The sequence below is a fragment of the Adhaeribacter sp. genome (assembly GCF_057359045.1).
Genome location: NZ_JBMQUD010000102.1, coordinates 1 through 20089 on the forward strand (window position 1 = coordinate 1; position 20089 = coordinate 20089).

The window sequence follows — 20089 nt, forward strand, 5'->3', positions numbered from 1 at the left end:
AAATAACTAAAATGCGCCTGGGTAGCAGCCGAGTCATAATGGTCGATGATAGGGCCTTTGGAGATAGGACTGGGCAACTTTAATTCCTCACCCGAATTGGCACAAACAAACCGAAAAATATCCCATTCACCGGCCGGTGCTTGCCAGGATAACACCTCCTTTTGGGCATTAAAAAAGGCTGTAACATCTATTATTTTGGTGGTATCTAAACTGCTCTTCTGTAGGCCGGCAGGCACAGCAAGCACGGCTACTTCTTCATAATACAAGGGTTTACCATTCTCCCTGTATTTAATTAAAAGCGGCTTGCCTTTGGCATCGGTCTTGGGAATTGCCGGAAAAGGCAAAGCTACTGACTGGTTTGCCGGACCTTTTATTTTTGACCGGGATAAGTAAAGCGATTTGGCCGCATGTTGCGGCTGGGTCCAACTCCCACCGGCATTCCAGCTACTGGCCAAATTAAAACCCACTTCCAGGTCTAGTTTAGCCGCTTCTTTTATAGCAATTTTAATGGCCTGCTGCGATTCCTTACCCATAAATGCCGGGCCGGCAGGAATCATATTATTTGGATTGGTGTAAGGCGGAACGCCAATTTCAAAAATATCAACCCCACCAATGCCCGCCTTTTTAATAGCTACTAATTCTTCTTTTAGCCTAACTGTATCCACGTTCCCGTTAAGCCACCACCAGTAAACTTTGGGCTGGGCCGTAACCGGCGGATTTTTAAAGCCTGCTTTTAATGTTTCGTAGGTGTTTGTTCTATTTGTCTCATTACAGGAAAATAGTAAAAGTAAGTAAATGACTAAAGCCAGGACAGAAAAATTAACTTTCATGTTGTGGTGGTATTTAGCTTAATTGTTGACTTCCCAAGTACTTGTAATCGGATTAATCAGAATAATCAGTATTCCTGTTTAATCAACCCACTTCTGCCAATACACCTTCTAAAAAAACAAGGGACCTGATGTTTCCAGCACTGAAAAAACAGTTTAAAAGCTGTTTTAATATTTACATTTACTCATTATGGGTAAGCAGAATTCATTTTTTACAAACTTTGTAAAGTTTAAATTTTTCGTTTGTTTACCAGGAAACAATCAGGCTTCCCGAGACATTTTCGATAACAAAATGCTGCCCATGTTTTGAATCTCCTGCTTTGAAAGCATACTGGCCGGTTTTGTAAGGATAGCCGGCGTTTAAGTGAACCCGAAAATTTTGCGCTGTTACCTCCGCATCGGGGTAAACCCGAACGGTAGCATTGTTTAACCCGGTAATTCGTAACCGGCGGCTTATTCCTTTTTCTCCGGAGTGTACTTCTTTGCTCCCAACAATGCCCTCCGATTGTTCAACAAAAACCCGGCATTCCCGGTGCCAGGCGGTTGGCAGCCCGTAAGTTGAATAACCGTTTTCCAGTTTAGTTTCGAAACCATTTAGTACAGGTGCTCCCTGCGGGAATTTAAACCGGTGCTTAACGGTGGTGTTGGGAACGTAGCCGGAAAAGAAAAAACCATTGTTGCTCCGGGATACGGTCAGGACGGGGCTGGTGATGGTAGGGTCTTGCTTCTCCACCCGATAATCTACCCCAAACTCTTTTAGTACATAGCGCAGAAAAAGTGGGCCGACAAAGTATTTCTCCGGATCATCTGGGGTTAGTAATTTCCCTCCCTGAAAGGTACTCGAATTTGTTCCCCGGACATAAGCTACTTTCCCGCCCTGCCATTCGGGTTTTTCCCGCACCCATACCACATCCCGTACCTCATTACCTTTCTTCATGGTGGCCAGAATCCGGGTATGAGTATCGTTTGGTGTTTTAACCCTGGTGCGGATTCCCCCTCCCGAGAATAGGGCATTATGCAATATTTTGTTCGGGTATTTTTTCTCCAGTCGGTCGGTTTCTAAAGTAGAAACTATTTCTAGTTCCCCCTCTAAGGCAACTTGGTTTTGAAGGTTTAATAATTCCTGAAAAGCGCTTCCGGCATGATCGGCAGGTCCGTAAATAAGCAGTTTACCGCCCTTTTCTACAAATTTAATTAATGTTTTTTCCAAAGGAGAACCAGATTCCGGTACAATTGCAACCAGAACCGACTCCTTAAAGCTGTCCGGCTTGTTGGCCAAAACCGCTTGAAAAGACCCAGTAGACAGTACCGTATTCAGGGGAAAACCGTTGTTGATTGCCTGGCGAATAAGCCAATCGCCGTAATAAATTTCCGGTAATCGGTCCGGCTGCTTATAAGCCCAATCATGGTATTCATCAAACGGATATACCCACACCAGCGGTCCGGGAGCGGTAGGTGCATGGTAGCGGCCTTTCAGAATATGGGGAATAACCTCATCCGGCACCTGGGTAGGCATTTCGCCATAAGTATTGTCAATGGTCAAGAAATTGAGGTGCGTAGGTAAACGCAGCTCGCCTTGTTTATTTATCCGGCCTACCGACATTGGCAGGTAAATATCGTGGGGTTCGCTGCCGTAGCGGTCTAGCCAGGGACTGTTTACCCACCACGGGTCGTGGGTATAATACCGGAAAATATACCGATCATCAGGCAACTCCGCCATCCTAGACATATAACCTACCATTTCTAAGCCAAAGTCCCCGTCCAAGGCTGCCCAAGGAGAATTTGGTGGCGGCAGCATATTATATTTGCCCGTGTAAATAGCCCGTAGATCTACTCCGTCCCGGGCCAAATCCGTACCCGTCGACAAATTAGTACCTCTGGTTTCGATTCTAAAATCCGGGCATTCCCGCCGAAAAAGATCCCAGAAATTAATAATTTTAGATTGGATATCCGGTAAATTCTCCGGCTCAAAGCTCCGGCCGGTAAACAGAGCACCAGTAGAATTCCAGGCTTCTACGCCAAACCCAAACCCATTGCTGAACCAGATGTAATCGTACCCCAGGTCTTTCAGAAAATGTTGGCTCTGGCGGCCAAAAAAGGTGCCAAAAGGGGTATTAGCCGGAATGCCTTTGGGAAAGCCGGCATACGTATCCTTATCGGCGTTAAGAACGGAATAACTGCTCACAAAGCTTTTATGGCCCATGGCATTGCCCCCCAGAATTTCCGGATGCTTTTTGTATTTAAATTCTGACTTGGCAAATTCCGGTCCCGGGTCAAACGTAGCGCCTACCCTGATAGGTTTTCCGGTGATTTTTCTCCCTGTTTCTTTCAGGGTTTGGACAATAAATTTAAGGTCTCCGTAAGTAAACTCCGGTGGATTTTCTGTGTAGAGGTATGCCCTTTCGTGCAAGGAAAGTTCTTTTGGCCCGGAACCAACTTCATGCGCCGTATTAGGATTGCCCATATACCGGGCCCATTCCAGTGGCTGCTTCATATCGCCTTTATAATCCAATATTTCGGAGCCGTCGGCGGTCCAGAGCATTATGGAAACCGTATCGGTATGCCGGAGCAGGGAATGCCACTGGGTAAATATTTCGGCGGCTACCCGCTGGATATAAGCCTTATTGTTTTGCTTAAAAGGCTTTAGAGATGTTTCGAGGGTGATGTTATGGAAGGACTGCCCTTTTAACGTTACTTCCCCCAGCAAAGGAAGGGGCTTAGAACTGGTACACCCTAGGATCATTCCGGCCAATGCAGCCCAAAAAATATTTATCGTTTTAGCGTTCATAAGAAATTACAGCAGTGGAATTATAGAAGCAGGAATAAAGCAAGGTTATGCTTGATTTGGATAGGCCACCTTACCCGGTTAATATCCGTTATTCTGCCCCAGGTTTGGATTTATTTCTCTTTCTCTTTGCGGAATCGGCATTAACAACTCATGATCCTCCACCGAAAAATTCAGGCCTTTACTGGCAAAATGGGCGTTAATAACTGCTTTTGCCCGTCCGGTTCGGACCAGATCAAACCAGCGGTGCCCTTCGTATAAAAATTCGATGCGTCTTTCTTTTTCAAGTGCCAAACGTAAAGCTGCCTGATCAAGCCCCGTCAGTTCACCTAATTTGGCCCGATTGCGTACCAGGTTTAAGAATGGAAGCGCTTCAGAAGTTTTAGCTTGTTCATTTAAGGCTTCGGCATACATCAGCAAAACATCGGCGTACCGGAGAACCGTAAAATTTATCCCCCCATCCGAGGGATTTACGGCCGTTAAATCCACAAATTTCAAACCGTAACGGCTATAGCTCTTTTTCCCCCCAATTAAAGGCACTGAATCCCGTACCGAGGCCGTTTTCCGGATATCATTTGGTTCATAACTGTTTATAAGGTTAAGGGAGGGGGTTATTCTGCCGCTCCCTTGCTGATTGCCCGGAAAAATTGCCATGCTGATTAGCGCCGGGGTAAACAAAGAGGAATAGGTATTGCCCAGGTTGGCACCCGATATAAATTTTATTTCAAAAATAGATTCAGTTAAATTATTATTCCCCTTAGAGAACAAAGACCCGTAATTTGCTACCAGCGAATATTGTTTGCTATCAATCACCTCTTTTAACTTGTTGGCGGCTAAACCAAATTGCTGCTGAGCCAGATAAACCTTTGCCAGCAAGGTTTTAACCGCGCCCCGTGAAGCTCTTCCTTTATCTGGGTTTACCCCTTCTGGTAACAGAGATTCCGCACTTATTAAGTCATCAACAATAATTTTGTAAACCTCTTCCTTGGACTTTAAAGACAAATCCGCCTCGGCAATCTGGTTAGGGCTTCTAAATTCCTGGTTATTGATCGGTACCTGCCCAAAATACTGAATCATGTTAAAATAACTGAAGGCCCGCATAAATTTAGCCTCGCCCAGTATTTTGTCTTTAACGGTTGGGCTAACTTTGGCCTGCTCTACCCGGTTAATAATTACATTACACCGGCTTATCGTATACATACCTTTATTCCAGGCCGACTGGATAACTGTATTGGTAGGGGTAATATTCATTTCATCAAATTCGGCTTCGGCCACGGAGGGAGAAGACCATTGTATTTCGGCATTATCGGTTGTTAACTCTCCCATATAAAGCAGGTCGTTGTTATACAGCCCCTGAAAAGTACCATAAACGCCTACTAAAGCCTTTTCAAAATCATTATCGGTTTGGTAGAAATTCTGGTCATTAATTTGGTGTTCCGGTTGCAATTCCAGAAAATCTTTACAAGCTGTGATAGAAATTAACAACAGCAGGAAATATAAGACTTTGTTTTTCATGACTTTCTATATAAAAATTATAGCTGACTATTGAAAAGCTATCCTTAAGCCCATGGTAAAAATTCTGGGAATAGGATAAGAGAAAAAATCTACCCCGGTGGCCGCTACGTTATCGCCACTGGTACTTCCTTCGGGATCATAACTAGGGTACTTGGTAAAAGTATACACGTTAGATACATCTCCGAATATTGTGAGCGCGGGAATATGCATTTTTTCGACTATATGGCTCGGAAAGGTATAAGCCAGGTTAATATTTTTAATCCGGACAAAGGAGCCGTCGAATAAATACCGAGAATTGGAACCCAATCCGCGGGCATAATCATTGCGGATGGCCCGCGGCACCAAACCATCACCCGGATCAGCCTCAGATTTCCAGCGACGATCTACCTGGGCCAGTTGATTCTGCACCCCGGCACTGTTTAAAGCAATTTCGCCGCCCTGGAAATAAACTAAATTTCCCTGCGTGCCCACTATACTCGTGGCCAGCGTCAGGCTTTTATAAGTAAACCGGTTATTAAAACCAAAGGTATATTTAGGCCAGGGACTACCAACAATTGTTTTATCGGCATCGGTAATCCGGTTATCTTTATTAACATCTTCAAATTTTAAGTCGCCAGGCTGGGTATTAGGGTGCTGTTTCGCACTGGCATCCACTTCGGCCTGATTTTGAAACACCCCAATTGCCTTTAATAAAAAGAAACTGGAAATAGGTTTACCCACTTCTGTTACCTGGTAGGTAGAATTAGTAATGCGGGAATTGGAAGAACTTAGCGCCAGTACTTTGTTCCGGTTCATACTGAAATTAATATTCGTATTCCAGACAAAATCCTTCGCCCGGAGAACATCTGCGTTCAAAGCTAATTCAAGCCCTTTATTTTCTAATTCTCCAATATTCTGGGTAGAGGAACCAAAACCAGATGCTGCCGGCAGCAGGGTATTCAGCAGTAAATCTTTTTTATGATTTCGATAGACATCAGCCGTCAGAGATAAGCGGTTTTCAAAAAAAGCAATATCTAAGCCTAAATTAGTTTGCAGCGATCGTTCCCAGGTTAAATCGTCATTGGCCAGGCTTTGCGGCACAATTCCCAGCACCGCCTGGCTATTGGCAACATACCTGGAAATACCTAATAAGCCAATATGGGCATAATTGCCGATAAGGTTATTGCCGGAAGCGCCATAGCTCGCTCTGATTTTCAGATCCGCCAGGAAGGTTAACGGCTTCATAAAAGGTTCATCGGATAAGCGGTAACCAATAGAGAAGGAAGGAAAGGTTCCCCATTTGTTATTGGCGCCAAACCGGGAACTGCCGTCCCGCCGAACGGTACCCGTAAAAAGATACTTTCCGTTTAAAGTATAATTTATCCGGCCCAGCAGCGAAAGCATTGACCATTCGGATAAATAGTTGGTGCCGGCGTTGATGTTACCGCCGGCCAGATAAGTAATATAATCCGTTGGGAAGTCGGTGGCACCAACTTGCAAGATATTATCGGCGTTTTTTTGCACGGTAAATCCTACTACGGCATTAAAATCATGTTTTTCGTTGATGAGGCGTTTAAAATTGAGGGTATTTTCCTGTAACCAGTTCAGGCTTTTATTATTATTAACGCCGGCAGTAGCGGGCCCGGTTTTACTGGTAGCCAAACCAATAGCCGATGACTTCCACAATTTGGTATCGTTAACGGTATAATTTACACCAACCGATGTTCGAAAGGACAGCCCATTAAAAATTTGGTACTCCAGATAATTATTCGTAAAAATATTGGTAGAATTTCTTTTGTCACTAAACTCATCAATAATTAAAAGAGGATTTTCGACCGGTACGCCCATGGGGTCCAATAATTCGGAAAAATATTGGCCATTAGCGTCATAAATGGGAATGGTGGGAGAAGCCGCCAAGGCTGCTGATATGAGGCCCCGGTGCTGCAAATGGCCTTCGGCCCGGGCAAAATCACCGTACGAGTGGGATGCCGCAAAAGAAGAACCTAATTTTATTTTTTTGGTCAGGTAAGCATCTATATTGCTTCGCAAGTTAAATTTTTTGAAGTTAGAACCGACAATAATGCCTTCCTGGTTAAAATACCCCCCCGACACATAATATTGGATATCATTGTTGCCGCCACTGGTTGATAACTGATAATTTTGGATAGCTGCCGGCTGGAAAATCACATCTTGCCAGTCAGTACCCTTGGTAGGCAAACTCCCGGGGTTACGAAATTCCGGTTTAACCCAAGTTGCCTGGGTTCTTTTATCATTGGGGTCGGTTGCTTTGCCCCCGCTATAAATCCAGGCATTATCCCGACCATCTGCCACAAACTCGGCAAATTGCTGAGGATTTAATAAATCTAGCTTTTTAGCCAGGGTCTGGATACCGCCCGATACTTCTAAATCAATCGCTGGCGGCCCTTTTTTCCCTCTTTTGGTCGTAATTATTACCACACCATTTGCTCCCCGGGAGCCATAGATAGCCGTAGCCGAAGCATCTTTTAAAATTTCAACTGATTCAATATCGGCGGGGTTAATGGTACTTAGCGGATTTATTTTATTTGCTGTATTGTTAGCCATCCCGCTGGAAGTATAGGAGTTACCGTTGAAATTGCTCAAATCTGAACCGCCCCCGCCGGTACCTATGGCATAGCCATCTATCACATACAAAGGCTGATTTCCGCCTGTAATAGAGCTAACACCCCTAATCACGATGTTAACATTACCCCCCGGGGCGCCGGAGGTTTGATTAATTTGGGTTCCGGCAACCTTACCCTGCATCATCTGATCAAAGCTAGCGGTTGGCGTAGGCAACAATTCCTTACCAGAGAGGTTCACAATAGAACCCGTTAAATCTTGTTTCTTTTGGGTGCCATACCCCACTACTACCACTTCTTCTAAACTCTTTTGGTCGGTAACCAATACAACATTTAAAACTGACTGATTGCCTGGTTGTACTTCCTTAGACAAAAAGCCAATATAAGAAGCTACCAAGACGGCATTTCTGTTTACGTTAATAGTAAATTGTCCTGATGCATTGGTAGTAGCGCCATTTGTGGTTCCTTTCTCAACAATAGTTGCCCCAATTAAAGGTTCACCAGTTAACGCGGCCTTAATAGTTCCGCTAACTTCTATCCTGCTGGTTGATTGTGCCGCCAGATTTTTTACAGACAAGAAAAAAATCAACGTAACACAACACAACTTCAGATAAAACAGATTAGTTTTTACATTTTCCATAATGCATAATTTAATTATTTATAGTGGTGGAATTTTAGGTTTTAAGCTCAGAATGTATTATAAAATGAGTGGCAGGTCTTTGATTCCTATCTTTGATGCAATGGCAGAACTAAATAAACCTGACTTCATCACTCTAAATATTGCCTGAAAAATGTGTTCGATTTAAAGCTTGACGCACTAAGTATTTAAATAAAATGAATGCAATGGCTATCATTAGCTTTCTCTTTCTTGGCAAAAAGATTCGCTCCTGCCTTTGGCAAAAAGTACAGGCCAACAAGTAGTAGACTAAATGCTACCGCATTTCTTCTGTTTACTTATTAACCGAATAAACTTAAAACTGTACTATTGCGAGATCTATCTAAACAGTGTATTAAAATATAAGGCTTATAAGGATTGTATTTTGTCTTAAACCAGCATAATTAATCCGTATTTTCTTACTCCACAATTACTGCTTGGATGTTTAGGTAATCGCCTATTTTTTTAATGGTGTGGGCATGATGGCCAACTCCTAAGGCAAAATGGTGGGTAGGCCCTTCCTTTACCCATTTCTTTAAAAATGTTCGTACATCAGGTTTAAAATAGCCCCGGGTATTGGTATTGCCCGTTGGTGGAATTGACCCTTCTACTGATGTACCTTCTGCGATCACGAATTTAAATTTACCTTCATAAGTAGAGGTTATGCTCAGCATGGTAATAGGCCCTTCTTTAATCTTAAATTCAACTCCGGCGCCAAAACCCGGCTTGCCATGATATTTTTTCAGGCTCCGCAATACCGGCTTGCCTTGCGCAATCGTAACATTATGCGGGCCGTCGTGCCCAACCAAGATAAAGTTTTCTTCAAAATCTACCGGATGGAATTCAGCAAAACTACCGCCAATCCCTAAACGCTCCATTATTAACATCGCAATGCAGCATTTCAGGTCCGACTCCCCGCACATCGGGAAACCAGCACCGGTTAGTAAGGAGTTACCCACAATTAAATTAGTCATTACCATACGGGTTTCGCTATTATCTTCTCCCTCGTAATAATAGGCAAGCCCGGTTAGCTTTCTATCCTCTACAAAATCTTCGAGTGCCACCGATACGCGTGCAGCCACCTCTAAATCAGCATCGCGCAACTTTTCCGAAATAGGGTCTGAAACCGGCTCTGGGGTATCAAAAAAATCGAGGATACGTTCTTTTTCTTCTTCAACATCTTTTGCCTTAACTTCTCGGTACTTTCTAACAATTTCATGGGCCTCACATTGTACAATATGTACCCCAAAATGTGCCGTAAGCATGGTAGCATCCGAGTGCATATCCAGCATGGCTTCAATCGGGTGGCCGATGTGACCAATTCTGGCTGTCTTGAGATCATGTAAAACCCGCGAGATATTGCAGTATTCAGCTATTTCTGATTCAGCGGCCGGGTCATCGTGCAGGGTACCAATAATAACATCCGGAACTTTTTTACCCATTCTAACCGCTACCCCGGTAAACTCCGGTAACGAACAGATATCATCGTTATACAGTTGCTGATGGGTAGATGCTTTGCTGTAATTTAAGGCTTTATCTGGTTGCAAGGCTACTAAAACAATTGGCACGTCTATACTCTTGATAATTATACCAAACGTACTGGAAGTAGCATAAGTAAGCATATCACAGAATATCAGGTCCAGATTAGCCCCTTTTAATTTGGGTAATAGTTCATAGGCACTGGCAACATCGTCTACCATACCAAAGTCAACTACTTCGGCCCGGTTCCTTTTTACTTTTTTAAGAAAGACTTCCTGCTTTTCCAACATTTGATCATAAAGCCCTTCAAACTGCTCCCAATATTTGGCGTACCCAACGCCAAAAACCCCAATTCTCGGTATTGTTTCTACTCGTTTCTTTATTACCGGTGCAGATTTGCCCGCAGAGACCGGTTCAGTAATAATCGATTCCTCAAATTGATCCATATTGTAAGTTTAATAAATTTCCCGAATACTTAGTGCACTAACTTATGCTTTAAAAAAGTTATTCAGTCTAGTATCTTAAATCTAGATGAATGTATAGCGTGAACTCCCTCAAAGGAATTATATGAGGAATTACACCTTTCTTATATTGCTTTTAATTTTCTACTTAATGCGCTAGAATTAATAAGCAGAAGATACCTTTACTTTAAATATAGGTTTTCACCTTGGGCGCTAATTTACTTTCTAATGGCTTTAACTTAGGAATTAAAACTAATAGCAAAACAAAGGCTAGCGGGTACATCAGACCAGCAATTACCCATAATGGCAAATAAGAATAATCCTCGATTATTTTTCCCATAAACGGATTAACAATTAAGCCGGAAAGCGCCCCGGCTGTACCCGACATACCAACTACCGTAGACGTGGCATACTTTCCAAAAACATCCGAAATAGCTGTAATATAATTAGTTATCCATAAGCCATGGGCCAGCATCATTACCGACATTAAAAATATGGCAAACTCCACCGAGGAAACAAAAGAGATAAAAGGGGCAACCATGGTTACTGCGGCGGCAATTCCCATTACAACTTTTCTGGCTTTGTTTACAGACATATTCCAGGAAATGAGTTTATCTGAAAACCAGCCTCCTGCAATATTTGAGACGCCTAAGGCTAAGAATGGCACCCAAAACAACTCACCAATTCTTTCAAAAGATACGCCACGTTCTTCGTTTAAATACTTAGGCACCCAGAACATCAAGAAATAGAAAACCGGATCGAGTAAAAACCGGATTAATATAAATGTAAACGCTTCCTTATTTTTAAGTAGGTCCAGAAACGGTATAGCCGGGGCTTTCTCCTGCTCCAGTACAATTGCCTCATTCTGTACCTTGCTTTTTCCCGGCCATGGTATTACAAGCCAGATTAATACCCAAAGCAGGCCCACTAAACCAGGAATGGCAAAACTCCACCGCCACCCGTAAGCACCAGAAATCCAAATAGTAAGTGGTGGCGCCAGTACGGCCCCGATAGCGGAGCCGCCAATGGCTATACCATTGGCAAAAGCCCTTTCTTTCTTGCCAAATAACTCGTAAACTGTTTTAGCTGCCCCCGGAAAACAGCCTCCTTCGCCTATACCCAACAAAAATCTAAATGCCAGTAGTTGCTGAAAATTATTCATAATGCCATGCAAGCTACTAGCCAACGACCAAACGCCTACCGACAATGCCAGTCCAATTTTTCCGCCTATTTTGTCAATTAATCTTCCTCCAACCGTAAACATTAAAGCATAACTGATCAGAAAACTGGTATTCACCATCCCGTACTGCACATTGTCCATTTTAAATTCGTCCTGAATTTTTATAATAGTCATAGACAATACCTGCCTGTCCAGGAAATTCAAGCCAGTGGCTATAAAAATAAGCCCAAGAATAAACCAGCGTATTTTATTTATCACAGAGTTAACGCACCAAGTTGATACTCAATATTAAAATTTCTGATTAAAATAAGCAAATTATTCCTTGAAAATATTTTATAATTAACTATGCAAATAATTAATAAATTATATTATTTTCAATATTTAAGCTATTTTATTGAATTAACTGTCTATTTTGATATTTATTTATATTATTCTATTCAAAAACAGGGCTTAAAATTTATATCAACTTAACGCACCAAGTTATTTAAAGAGAGATTAAAATCAAAAGGGCTAAAGTGTAAAAGAAGAGTTGATATTATGCAGGAGCGTGAAGCGTAAAAAGAACCAACATTCGCTATATTCTAGATAGAACTAATTAAGCTTTGGATTCAAAGTATTTTTATCTGCTTTTTCTTTCAACATTGGTGGTGTCACTGTATTCGGGATTAACTACTACCGCAAATTTATATTTGTCGCCACGGTAATAAGACTTTTCAATTTCCAGAACTACATCAGGCTGACTTATGACTACGCTATCCAGAATAAATACAGGAATCTGATCCGGGGAATCAAAATTATTATCAGCAGCACCAGGCTTTAAAATATCGGCACTTAGGGTTTGTTTAATACCTGTAATTTTAAAATGATATTTATCTTCATATACCTTAAAGAAAGATACATCAGCAGGTAACATATTTATCTTAGGACAAAGCTTTAAGGAAATATAACGTATTTCGTCTTTCACAATAACATCATCGGCATAGCGTAAAAGGTGTATTTTTAAAACCGGCCCTTCTATTATAAAATGCTTTCCGCTTATTTCAGACGACATGCCGTGCTGCAAAACGGTTTTTTCCAGGAGAATATTTTTAGGGTTAAAACCTTCGGCCCGTAAACTTTCATTAAACCCGCGCCTGGTTGAATCGATAGAACCTAAGGTCCGTAAAATATGGTGGTCTTCTGTCCGGTTGAGCACAAAAGTGCCTTTGCCCTTTATCCGCTGGGCCCATCCTTTAGATTCAATTTCCAGCAGACTTTTCCGGGCAGTGGTATTACTCACCTGATAAGTTTTGATTAGCTCGTTTTCTGAAGGTATTTTATCTCCAGGCTGTAATTCACCTGATTTTATCTTGTCGATGATATTTTCACTAATAGAAATAAACTTTGGTTTCATTCTGATATCAGGTTGCAAGCATCACAAGGCTTAAAATTAGAAAATAAAGTAAATATTCAATAATTAAAGCTTTTTGCAAGTCATAATAAAACTATAGGTAATAGAATAAAATTTCTGAAACAGATCTCAGCGCCTTTTAAAGTTGCAGTTCTAGTATCATAAGTAATGAATTATTTTATACCCGATCGCATAAACAAGCTTCCATTACTAATTGGTATAAATTCTTTGTTAGTTATATTTTCTTTATGATAGTTTAGATACTAGTTGGTTTTATTTAATATTAACCAAACCAGCTTTATAATAGCTTTTTGTGAAGAAAACTGACTTACAATAAAAAACCTCCCGCATAAGTGATAAAAAATTCACTTAAAACGGAAGGTATTAGCTTAATAGTTCTATTTACAGAATTACTGCAAAACTATTTTTAACAAACGGCGAGTAGCGCCTCGGCCTCTTCTTCTTTCCGGATAAAAGATACTATATCGTTTACAGAATTTAAGGGAATCTCGTCGGGAATGGTAACCTGGAATTGCTGCTCTACAGCCAGAATAATCTCTAATAAATCAACCGAGTCGAAACCAAGCTGCTCAAAAGATTGGGTTACTATACGGGCCGTCCGGATACCTTTTTTTTGCTGAATGAGTTGGGCAATATTTTGACGAAGCGAATTGGTTGGATGCGTAACCATGGGGGTCGATAAAAATCTGTTTTAAAATTTAAAAGGATAGTAAATTGTTAAACTAAATACCGGCAATACTTACCGTTTAATAAAAATTTATTTTTTGCAATAGTTTGAGCAGAGCTGCTGTAATATTTTAAATCCTGCCGGCGAAACCAAGCCTAATACAAAATGTCTCAGGTTTTGCAGATATGTTTCCTGCCGGTTATATTCGGTGGCCGGAAACAAATCGGAGTAATAAAGCGCCTGCAGTTGCCCCAGGTATAAGCGGGCGGTTACCTCGGGGTTTACATCGGGGCGGTACAAACCGCTTTTAATACCGCGCGAAATATTGTTCTGAAATAGCTGCACAATATGGTCTTGCTTATACTGTTGCCAGATTTGATGAGCTGGTTGGTGGTATTTTTTTAAATCATAAAAGAAAGCAGGGTGTAAATGCAAAAGCTTTTGAATAGATGCGTTTATGGTCTGGCAAAACTCTTCCACGGCATCATCAGAGGCGCCGGTGCAAATATTTTTTAATTCTTGCAGGTATGCCTTAACCGACTCAGCCACCAACTCATCTTTATCGGCAAACCATTTGTAAATTGTTTTTTTAGAGATACCTAAGTCCGCGGCAATATCGGCCATCGAAATGGTTTTAATACCGTACTGTCGGAACAACTCAAAAGCACGCGTCAATATTCTTTCTTTTACCTCTGTCCCCGCTTCCATTTATTTAAATTTAGCTTGTACACCGACTTATAATTATGGCTTAAAGTAGCTGCCTTTTAACCACTGCGGTAAGCTGTTGGTTATTTTTTAATTTTAGTGGTTAACGAATAACCAGAAATGTGTAAATATTCAGTTCGTAAAAAACCGGGTGCAGCCTGTTTAATATTGCCACACCCGGGTTAATCAAAATACAAGTTTATAGTTAATAGCTATGAGCCATTTTTTGTTCTTCCAACATAGCAGTTTCGTGCTCCAGTTCTTCCAGTGTTTTTTCTTCCAGTTCAATTTTAGTGCTCTTGTCTAAACCAAACTTCGCCAAAACGCGGTCGAACAGGTAATAAATAATAGGCACTACAATCAAAGTTAAGAACATAGAGGAACTTAAACCACCAATCAAAGCCCAGGCCAAACCGTTTTTAGAAGCAGCTACGGCACCACCGGCTAAGGCAATCGGCAACATACCTATCACCATCGCCAGAGTAGTCATCAAAATAGGACGGAAACGAATGCGGATGGCTTCAACCAAGGCGTCTTTTACCGGTACCCCTTCTGATTTCAGCTTGTTGGTAAAGTCTACCACCATAATCGCGTTCTTCGCTACCAGACCAATCATCATGATAATACCCAGGATAGAGAAAATACTCAGGGTTTCGGAGGCTAAAGCCAAGGCTAATAAAGCCCCGATAATCGCCAGCGGAATAGAGAACAATACCACAAATGGATACACGTAGCTATCGTACAAGCCCACCATAATCAGGTACATAAAGATGATGGAGGCTAATAAAGCAACACCCAACGTACCAAAACCTTCGGATTGGTTTTTCAGGTTACCTTCGTACGTAATACCCACACCCTGCGGCATTTTAATAGCCGCCAACCGTTGCTGAATCTCGGCACCTACCGAACCAGACGGACGACCCACTACTTGCGAATTTACGTTAACGGAAGTTACCCGGTTTGTACGCTCCAGTTTAGACGGACCGGATGATTGTTTAATATCGGCAAACTGACCTAAACGAATGGTTTGTCCGGTATTATTCACAAATGATAAATTCGAGATATCCGTTACGTTCCGGCGGTCAAATTCATCTAACCGGATGTTGATATCGTAGTTGTTGGTACCTTCCCGGTATTCGGCATCGGTATTACCACTAAAGGCAATTTGCATACCAGCACCCACGCTTTCCAAGGTTAAGCCTAAGCTCGCCATTTTGTCGCGGTCTACCTGCACTTCAATTTCGGGGTTACCACCTTCTACCGAAGTTTCTACGTCGGAAGTACCCGGCACCTGCACTACTTCGTTCATTACCCGCTGAGAGAAAGAAAGTAAAGTATCGAGGTTCGGACCAGACAACACAATCTGAATAGGAGCTTGCGCGTTACCTACCATCCCCACCGGAACGGGCGTAACTTTAACTCCGGGAATCAGACCTTCCACATCAGCCTTTACTAATCGGCTAAACTTTTCCGTACTAAAATCCCGTTGATCTACCGGTACCAAAGCCACAAACACTTCTGACTCATAAGCCGTACCCTGGCCTTCCTGCGAGGCAGCAGTAGCACCTACTGTAGTAAATACCCGAATTACTTCAGGATATTTTCCTAAGTATTTTTCAAACTGCATCGTGGCTTGGTTAGTTTGTTCTACGGTCGCATTTTTAGGTAATTCTAACTGGAAGTTAACTTCGCCCCGGTCACCGTTACCAATAAACTCACTACCAATAAAGCCGCCCGGTATCAGCATAACGGAACCAATAAAAGCCGCTATGGTTAATATTATTACTATAATTTTATGATTAAAAGACCATTTCAGCGTTGCTGTAAATCCATCGATTACGCGGTCTAAGAAACGTTCAAAAGCCAAAATAAAGCGGCCAAATAAATTTTTGTTTGATACATGCTCTAACTTAGAAAAACGGCTGGCTAATAATGGAATTAAGGTAAAGGCTACGAACAAACTGATTAAGGTTGCAACCGCTACCACCACGGCAAACTGCCGCAGAATATCAGATACCAGACCGGTTGAAAGCGCCAGCGGCACAAACACTACTACAATTACCAAAGTAATAGAAGTTACGGTTGCACTAATTTCCCGGATACCATCGTAGGCCGCCTGAGCAGGTTTTTTGCCCATTTCCATGTGGCGGTAAATATTTTCAATTACCACAATGGCATCATCCACCAAGATACCTACTACCAGCGATATCGCCATTAACGACATCAGGTTAAGGGAGAAACCGAATAGGTAAATAGCGATAAAAGTTGCCACCAAGGAGGCCGGAATAGAAACCATTACAATAATCGCGTTCCGTAAACTGTGCAGGAACAACAACATTACCACGGCTACTAATATTACTGCCAGGAACAAATCGTGCATAACGGAATCGGCTGCCTCCAGCGTAAAGATGGAAGTATCGTTGGCAATATTAAATTTTAAGCCTACGTTGGCATAGGTTTTCTCTAATTGGGTTAAGGTAGCGCGGGTTTGCGCACTTACTTCCACCGCGTTGGCATCGGATTGCTTCTGAATGGTAATACCTACCGAAGATTTGGAATTTACCCGGTTCAATACATCAATATCTTTTTGCGAATCCTGCACCTCGGCTAAATCGCTTAAGCGCACAACGCCCCGGTTATCTTGGCGCACCACCAAATTCTGCAATTGATTTAAAGACTGGAATTTACCAGCCAGACGAATCTGGGTTTGGCCATTCGCATCTTTAATTTCACCGGTCGGGAAATCTAGGTTAGAAGTACGAATAGCTTGCATTACCTGCAGCGCCGAAATACCGTAGGCTTCCAGCTTATTCGCGTTCATGTTAACCTTAATTTCACGCTCCTGGCCACCTAGTACTTTAATCTGGGCTACCCCTTGTGCCCGCGATAACTGCGGTTTAATTTGTTTATCAATCAAATCAAAGAATTCGGTAGCAGGCATGTTGGCCGTAGCACCTACGTTCATGATTGGCAAATCATCAAAGTCGAATTTTCCCAAGGCGGGTGCATCGGCATCTTCGGGCAAACGGGCCAGCATGGCGTTTACTTTCCGCTGCGCATCCTGTAAACTTAAATCTACGTTGGTGCCTTGTTTTAAATTCACGACGATAATTGAGAAGCTTTCCTGCGACGTACTTTTAATATTGTCTACGTTTTCCAGGGAAGAAATCGCGTCTTCAATTTCCTTGGTTACTGAGTTCTCCACCTCAGAAGGCGAAGCACCCGGATACAAGGTAGTAATGGTTAGCACCGGGGGGCTGAATTTAGGCAGCAACTCGTAGTTTAACGAGTTGTAAGATACTACCCCCAGCAAAGTTAGAACGGTAAACACTACCACCACCAGGGTAGACCGTTGTATGGATATTTTTGTAATATTCATTTCTTTTTATTTCTTGTGTATTGGGGTCTATAACCCAGCTTACAGAATACTCACTTTTAAGCCATCACGCAGGTTAATCTGGCCGCTTTGTACAACCTTTTCGCCGGCGGTCAAACCTTCCAGCACTTCAACTTTATCCTGGGTAATTTTTCCGATTTTAATTTTCTTCAGTTTGGCCACATTGTTTTCCACCACGTAAACCGATGGATCCTGCACGCTACCCACCAGGGCTGCACGGGCTAATAAAAGGGCATCTTTGGTATCGGCAATATCAAAAGAAGCGGTACCGTACATACCAGCCCGGAGGCTGTTGTTTGCCGGGTTTTTTACTTCAATTTCCACGTCGTATTTTAAAGAGTTATCGGCCTGGGCGGCAATAGCGGTTACGGTACCTTGTACTTCGCCGGCACCCGCATTGGCTCTCACGTTTACTTTGTCGCCTTTTTTAATCAGCAATACCTGGGCTTCGTCTACTTTTACATTCAGCTTCAGGCGGTCTACGTTTACAATGTCGTACAGCTTGGTGGCCATACCCAGGTAAGAACCTACTTCCACGTATATTTCATTTATCTCGCCGTTAATGGGTGAGGTAATACGGGTTTTGTTTACCCGTTGCCGGGCGGCTACTAACTGGGCCTGCGTAGTTTTAACGTTTAGGCGGGCATCTTCTAACTGCCGTTTGGTGATGGCTTCACCGGCGGCTAAATTTTCGAACCGGCCTAAATCACGCTGGGCTTTCTCAAAATTAGCCTGGGCGGTAGCTAAGTCGGCGCTCATGGTATTGGCTTCTACCTGTAACAACAATTCGCCGGCTCTAATGCGGTCGCCTTTGCGTTTCAGTACGCGTTGCACCTGGCCAGAGGTCTCCGACATTAAAGCCAAAGTTTGGATAGGAGCAAAATTACCCTGGGCAATAAAAGAACGGTCTAGCTTGTCTACTGCGGGCTGGGTTACCTGCACCGAAATAGCTTCGCTTTTTATCTCGGCTACTGCCGCTTCGGCGGCCATTTCTTTTTTGTTATTTACCAGCGTGTAAGCACCAAATCCGATAATGGCTACAGCAATAATGATATAAATAATCTTTTTCATTTTGGGTTATGTACTACTTAATAAGTGTTTTTAGATTTCCTTTGGCTTGTAAATAAGTCAGCTGGGCCAGCTGGTATTTTAATCTTTCGTTGTTTAAATTGGTTTGGGCTTCACGTAAGCTTACTTCCGTATCGAGTAACTCGGTTAGCGGCGATAAACCTTCTTTGTACAATTCGTTGGTATTGCGGTAAACTTCCTGCGCCAGCTCCACATTACGCTCCTGCGCCCGGATAGACGACAAACTGGTTTTCATTTGCGTATTGGCATTGAGTAAGGCCATTTGGGTATTACGGGTCAGTAACGAAATATCCTGGTCTACTTTGTCTACCTCTACCTGGGCCTGACGAATCTGGTTGCGGCGCTGAAAACCATCGAAAATGGGCACGTTTAAACGAATACCCAAAGTAACCGCTTTAAACCAGGGCCGATTGCCATCGAAAAAGTTAAACTCGTTACGTTGCGCATTGGTACTAAATGAACCAATACCCGACAGCGAAGGATAATACCGCGACTCGATATTCTTTACGTTTAAATTGTAAAGCGCTTTTTGGGTGGTAAGCAATTTAAAATCAATGCGGTCGGCCAGAATGGCACTGGCATCGTCTTGTAACGGCACGGCATTATCTAAAACCGTAGCACTTTCGGCAATCTGAATATCCTGGTCCATAGGCAAGCCCATAAAAAATTTCAGGGCATTTTTTTGCTGGCTATAAGCAGCATCAAGCGTTTGCCGTTGGTTCTCCAGGTTAGTTTTATTCACGGTTACCCGGTTTACCTGTACTTTAGTAGCTACATCGTTGCGGTATTGCAAATCCAATATTTTTTCCAGTTGTTCCAGCCGTTTTGTGTTGGCATCAATGGTATTAAACTGTTCTTTGGTTTGCAGCAATTGCAAATAAGCCGAGCCCACGTTGTAAATAATTTCTTCTTCGCTTAACTGCTTGCGTAAAGCATACAGTTCGCGGGTGGTATTGGCTGCTTCTAAGCCTACAAAAAACGACTTATTAAAAATAAGCTGCTGCAGGTCTACCCCGCCCGACACGTTGTATTTGGTACCAAACTGCACCGGAATAAGCTCACCCGGCTGGCCGGCTAATTCGCCGGGCAATAATTGAGTAGCCAAAGCCGGAAAAGTATTCAGTTGACCAGTGCCATTTCCATTTATGCTTATTATAACAGAGGAAGACCTGTATAATAGAGCGGATGCCAGATTTCATTGATCCAAAAGAGTTTATCATTACTCGCAAGCGTAAAAAATACAAGTTTGCCTTGTTCTTTAATTCGCCACTTTGTTTTGAATTTGATGAATGGCCGCGGGAAACGGCCGTTGATGTGGTAGAGGGCGGCGCAGGTAATG

At 42.6% G+C, this 20089-nt stretch carries 12 protein-coding genes; all 12 read right to left on the bottom strand.

The features are described from left to right. A partial coding sequence (locus ACO1R6_RS15550) for a glycosyl hydrolase (protein WP_486265868.1) occupies positions 1-830 on the bottom strand: 830 nt, incomplete at its 3' end. 244 nt (positions 831-1074) lie between these two features. Next, positions 1075-3534 carry a hypothetical protein gene (locus ACO1R6_RS15555; RefSeq protein ID WP_486265869.1) on the bottom strand — a complete coding sequence of 820 codons (2460 nt, stop codon included), beginning with the start codon at positions 3532-3534 and terminating at the stop codon, positions 1075-1077. Between the two features lie 159 nt (positions 3535-3693). Then, entirely contained in the window at positions 3694-5127 is a 1434-nt protein-coding gene (locus ACO1R6_RS15560) for a RagB/SusD family nutrient uptake outer membrane protein (protein ID WP_486265871.1), read from the bottom strand. A 27-nt stretch (positions 5128-5154) separates the two neighbouring features. After that, on the bottom strand, positions 5155-8283 hold the full coding sequence (locus ACO1R6_RS15565) for a SusC/RagA family TonB-linked outer membrane protein (protein WP_486265872.1): 3129 nt from the start codon (positions 8281-8283) through the stop codon (positions 5155-5157). A gap of 497 nt (positions 8284-8780) precedes the next feature. After that, positions 8781-10286: an L-fucose/L-arabinose isomerase family protein gene (locus ACO1R6_RS15570; protein WP_486265873.1), complete on the bottom strand. Its 1506-nt coding sequence runs from the start codon at positions 10284-10286 to the stop codon at positions 8781-8783. A gap of 202 nt (positions 10287-10488) precedes the next feature. After that, entirely contained in the window at positions 10489-11655 is a 1167-nt protein-coding gene (locus ACO1R6_RS15575) for an MFS transporter (RefSeq protein ID WP_486265874.1), read from the bottom strand. 445 nt (positions 11656-12100) lie between these two features. Then, on the bottom strand, positions 12101-12892 hold the full coding sequence (locus ACO1R6_RS15580; RefSeq protein WP_486265875.1) for a GntR family transcriptional regulator: 792 nt from the start codon (positions 12890-12892) through the stop codon (positions 12101-12103). Between the two features lie 406 nt (positions 12893-13298). Further along, entirely contained in the window at positions 13299-13562 is a 264-nt protein-coding gene (locus tag ACO1R6_RS15585) for an acyl carrier protein (RefSeq protein WP_486265877.1), read from the bottom strand. Positions 13563-13649: 87 nt separating this feature from the next. Beyond that, the gene (locus ACO1R6_RS15590) at positions 13650-14267 is read right to left on the bottom strand and encodes a TetR/AcrR family transcriptional regulator (protein ID WP_486265878.1); all 618 of its coding nucleotides are present in this window, start codon (positions 14265-14267) and stop codon (positions 13650-13652) included. A 202-nt stretch (positions 14268-14469) separates the two neighbouring features. Next, a complete protein-coding gene (locus tag ACO1R6_RS15595) occupies positions 14470-17643 on the bottom strand; it encodes an efflux RND transporter permease subunit (protein WP_486265879.1) in 3174 nt (1057 codons plus the stop codon). A gap of 39 nt (positions 17644-17682) precedes the next feature. After that, positions 17683-18732, bottom strand: coding sequence for an efflux RND transporter periplasmic adaptor subunit (locus ACO1R6_RS15600; RefSeq protein ID WP_486265881.1), 1050 nt, complete (start codon positions 18730-18732; stop codon positions 17683-17685). 13 nt (positions 18733-18745) lie between these two features. Next, positions 18746-19855: a TolC family protein gene (locus tag ACO1R6_RS15605; protein WP_486265882.1), complete on the bottom strand. Its 1110-nt coding sequence runs from the start codon at positions 19853-19855 to the stop codon at positions 18746-18748. Positions 19856-20089 lie beyond the last annotated feature (234 nt).

Excerpts from the sequence above, each read along its gene's own strand:
- ACO1R6_RS15575 (WP_486265874.1), bottom strand. The coding sequence starts at position 11,655 with ATGACTATTATAAAAATTCAGGACGAATTTAAAATGGACAATGTGCAG.
- ACO1R6_RS15570 (WP_486265873.1), bottom strand. The coding sequence starts at position 10,286 with ATGGATCAATTTGAGGAATCGATTATTACTGAACCGGTCTCTGCGGGC.
- ACO1R6_RS15590 (WP_486265878.1), bottom strand. The coding sequence starts at position 14,267 with ATGGAAGCGGGGACAGAGGTAAAAGAAAGAATATTGACGCGTGCTTTT.
- ACO1R6_RS15600 (WP_486265881.1), bottom strand. The coding sequence starts at position 18,732 with ATGAAAAAGATTATTTATATCATTATTGCTGTAGCCATTATCGGATTT.
- ACO1R6_RS15585 (WP_486265877.1), bottom strand. The coding sequence starts at position 13,562 with ATGGTTACGCATCCAACCAATTCGCTTCGTCAAAATATTGCCCAACTC.
- ACO1R6_RS15560 (WP_486265871.1), bottom strand. The coding sequence starts at position 5,127 with ATGAAAAACAAAGTCTTATATTTCCTGCTGTTGTTAATTTCTATCACA.
- ACO1R6_RS15595 (WP_486265879.1), bottom strand. The coding sequence starts at position 17,643 with ATGAATATTACAAAAATATCCATACAACGGTCTACCCTGGTGGTGGTA.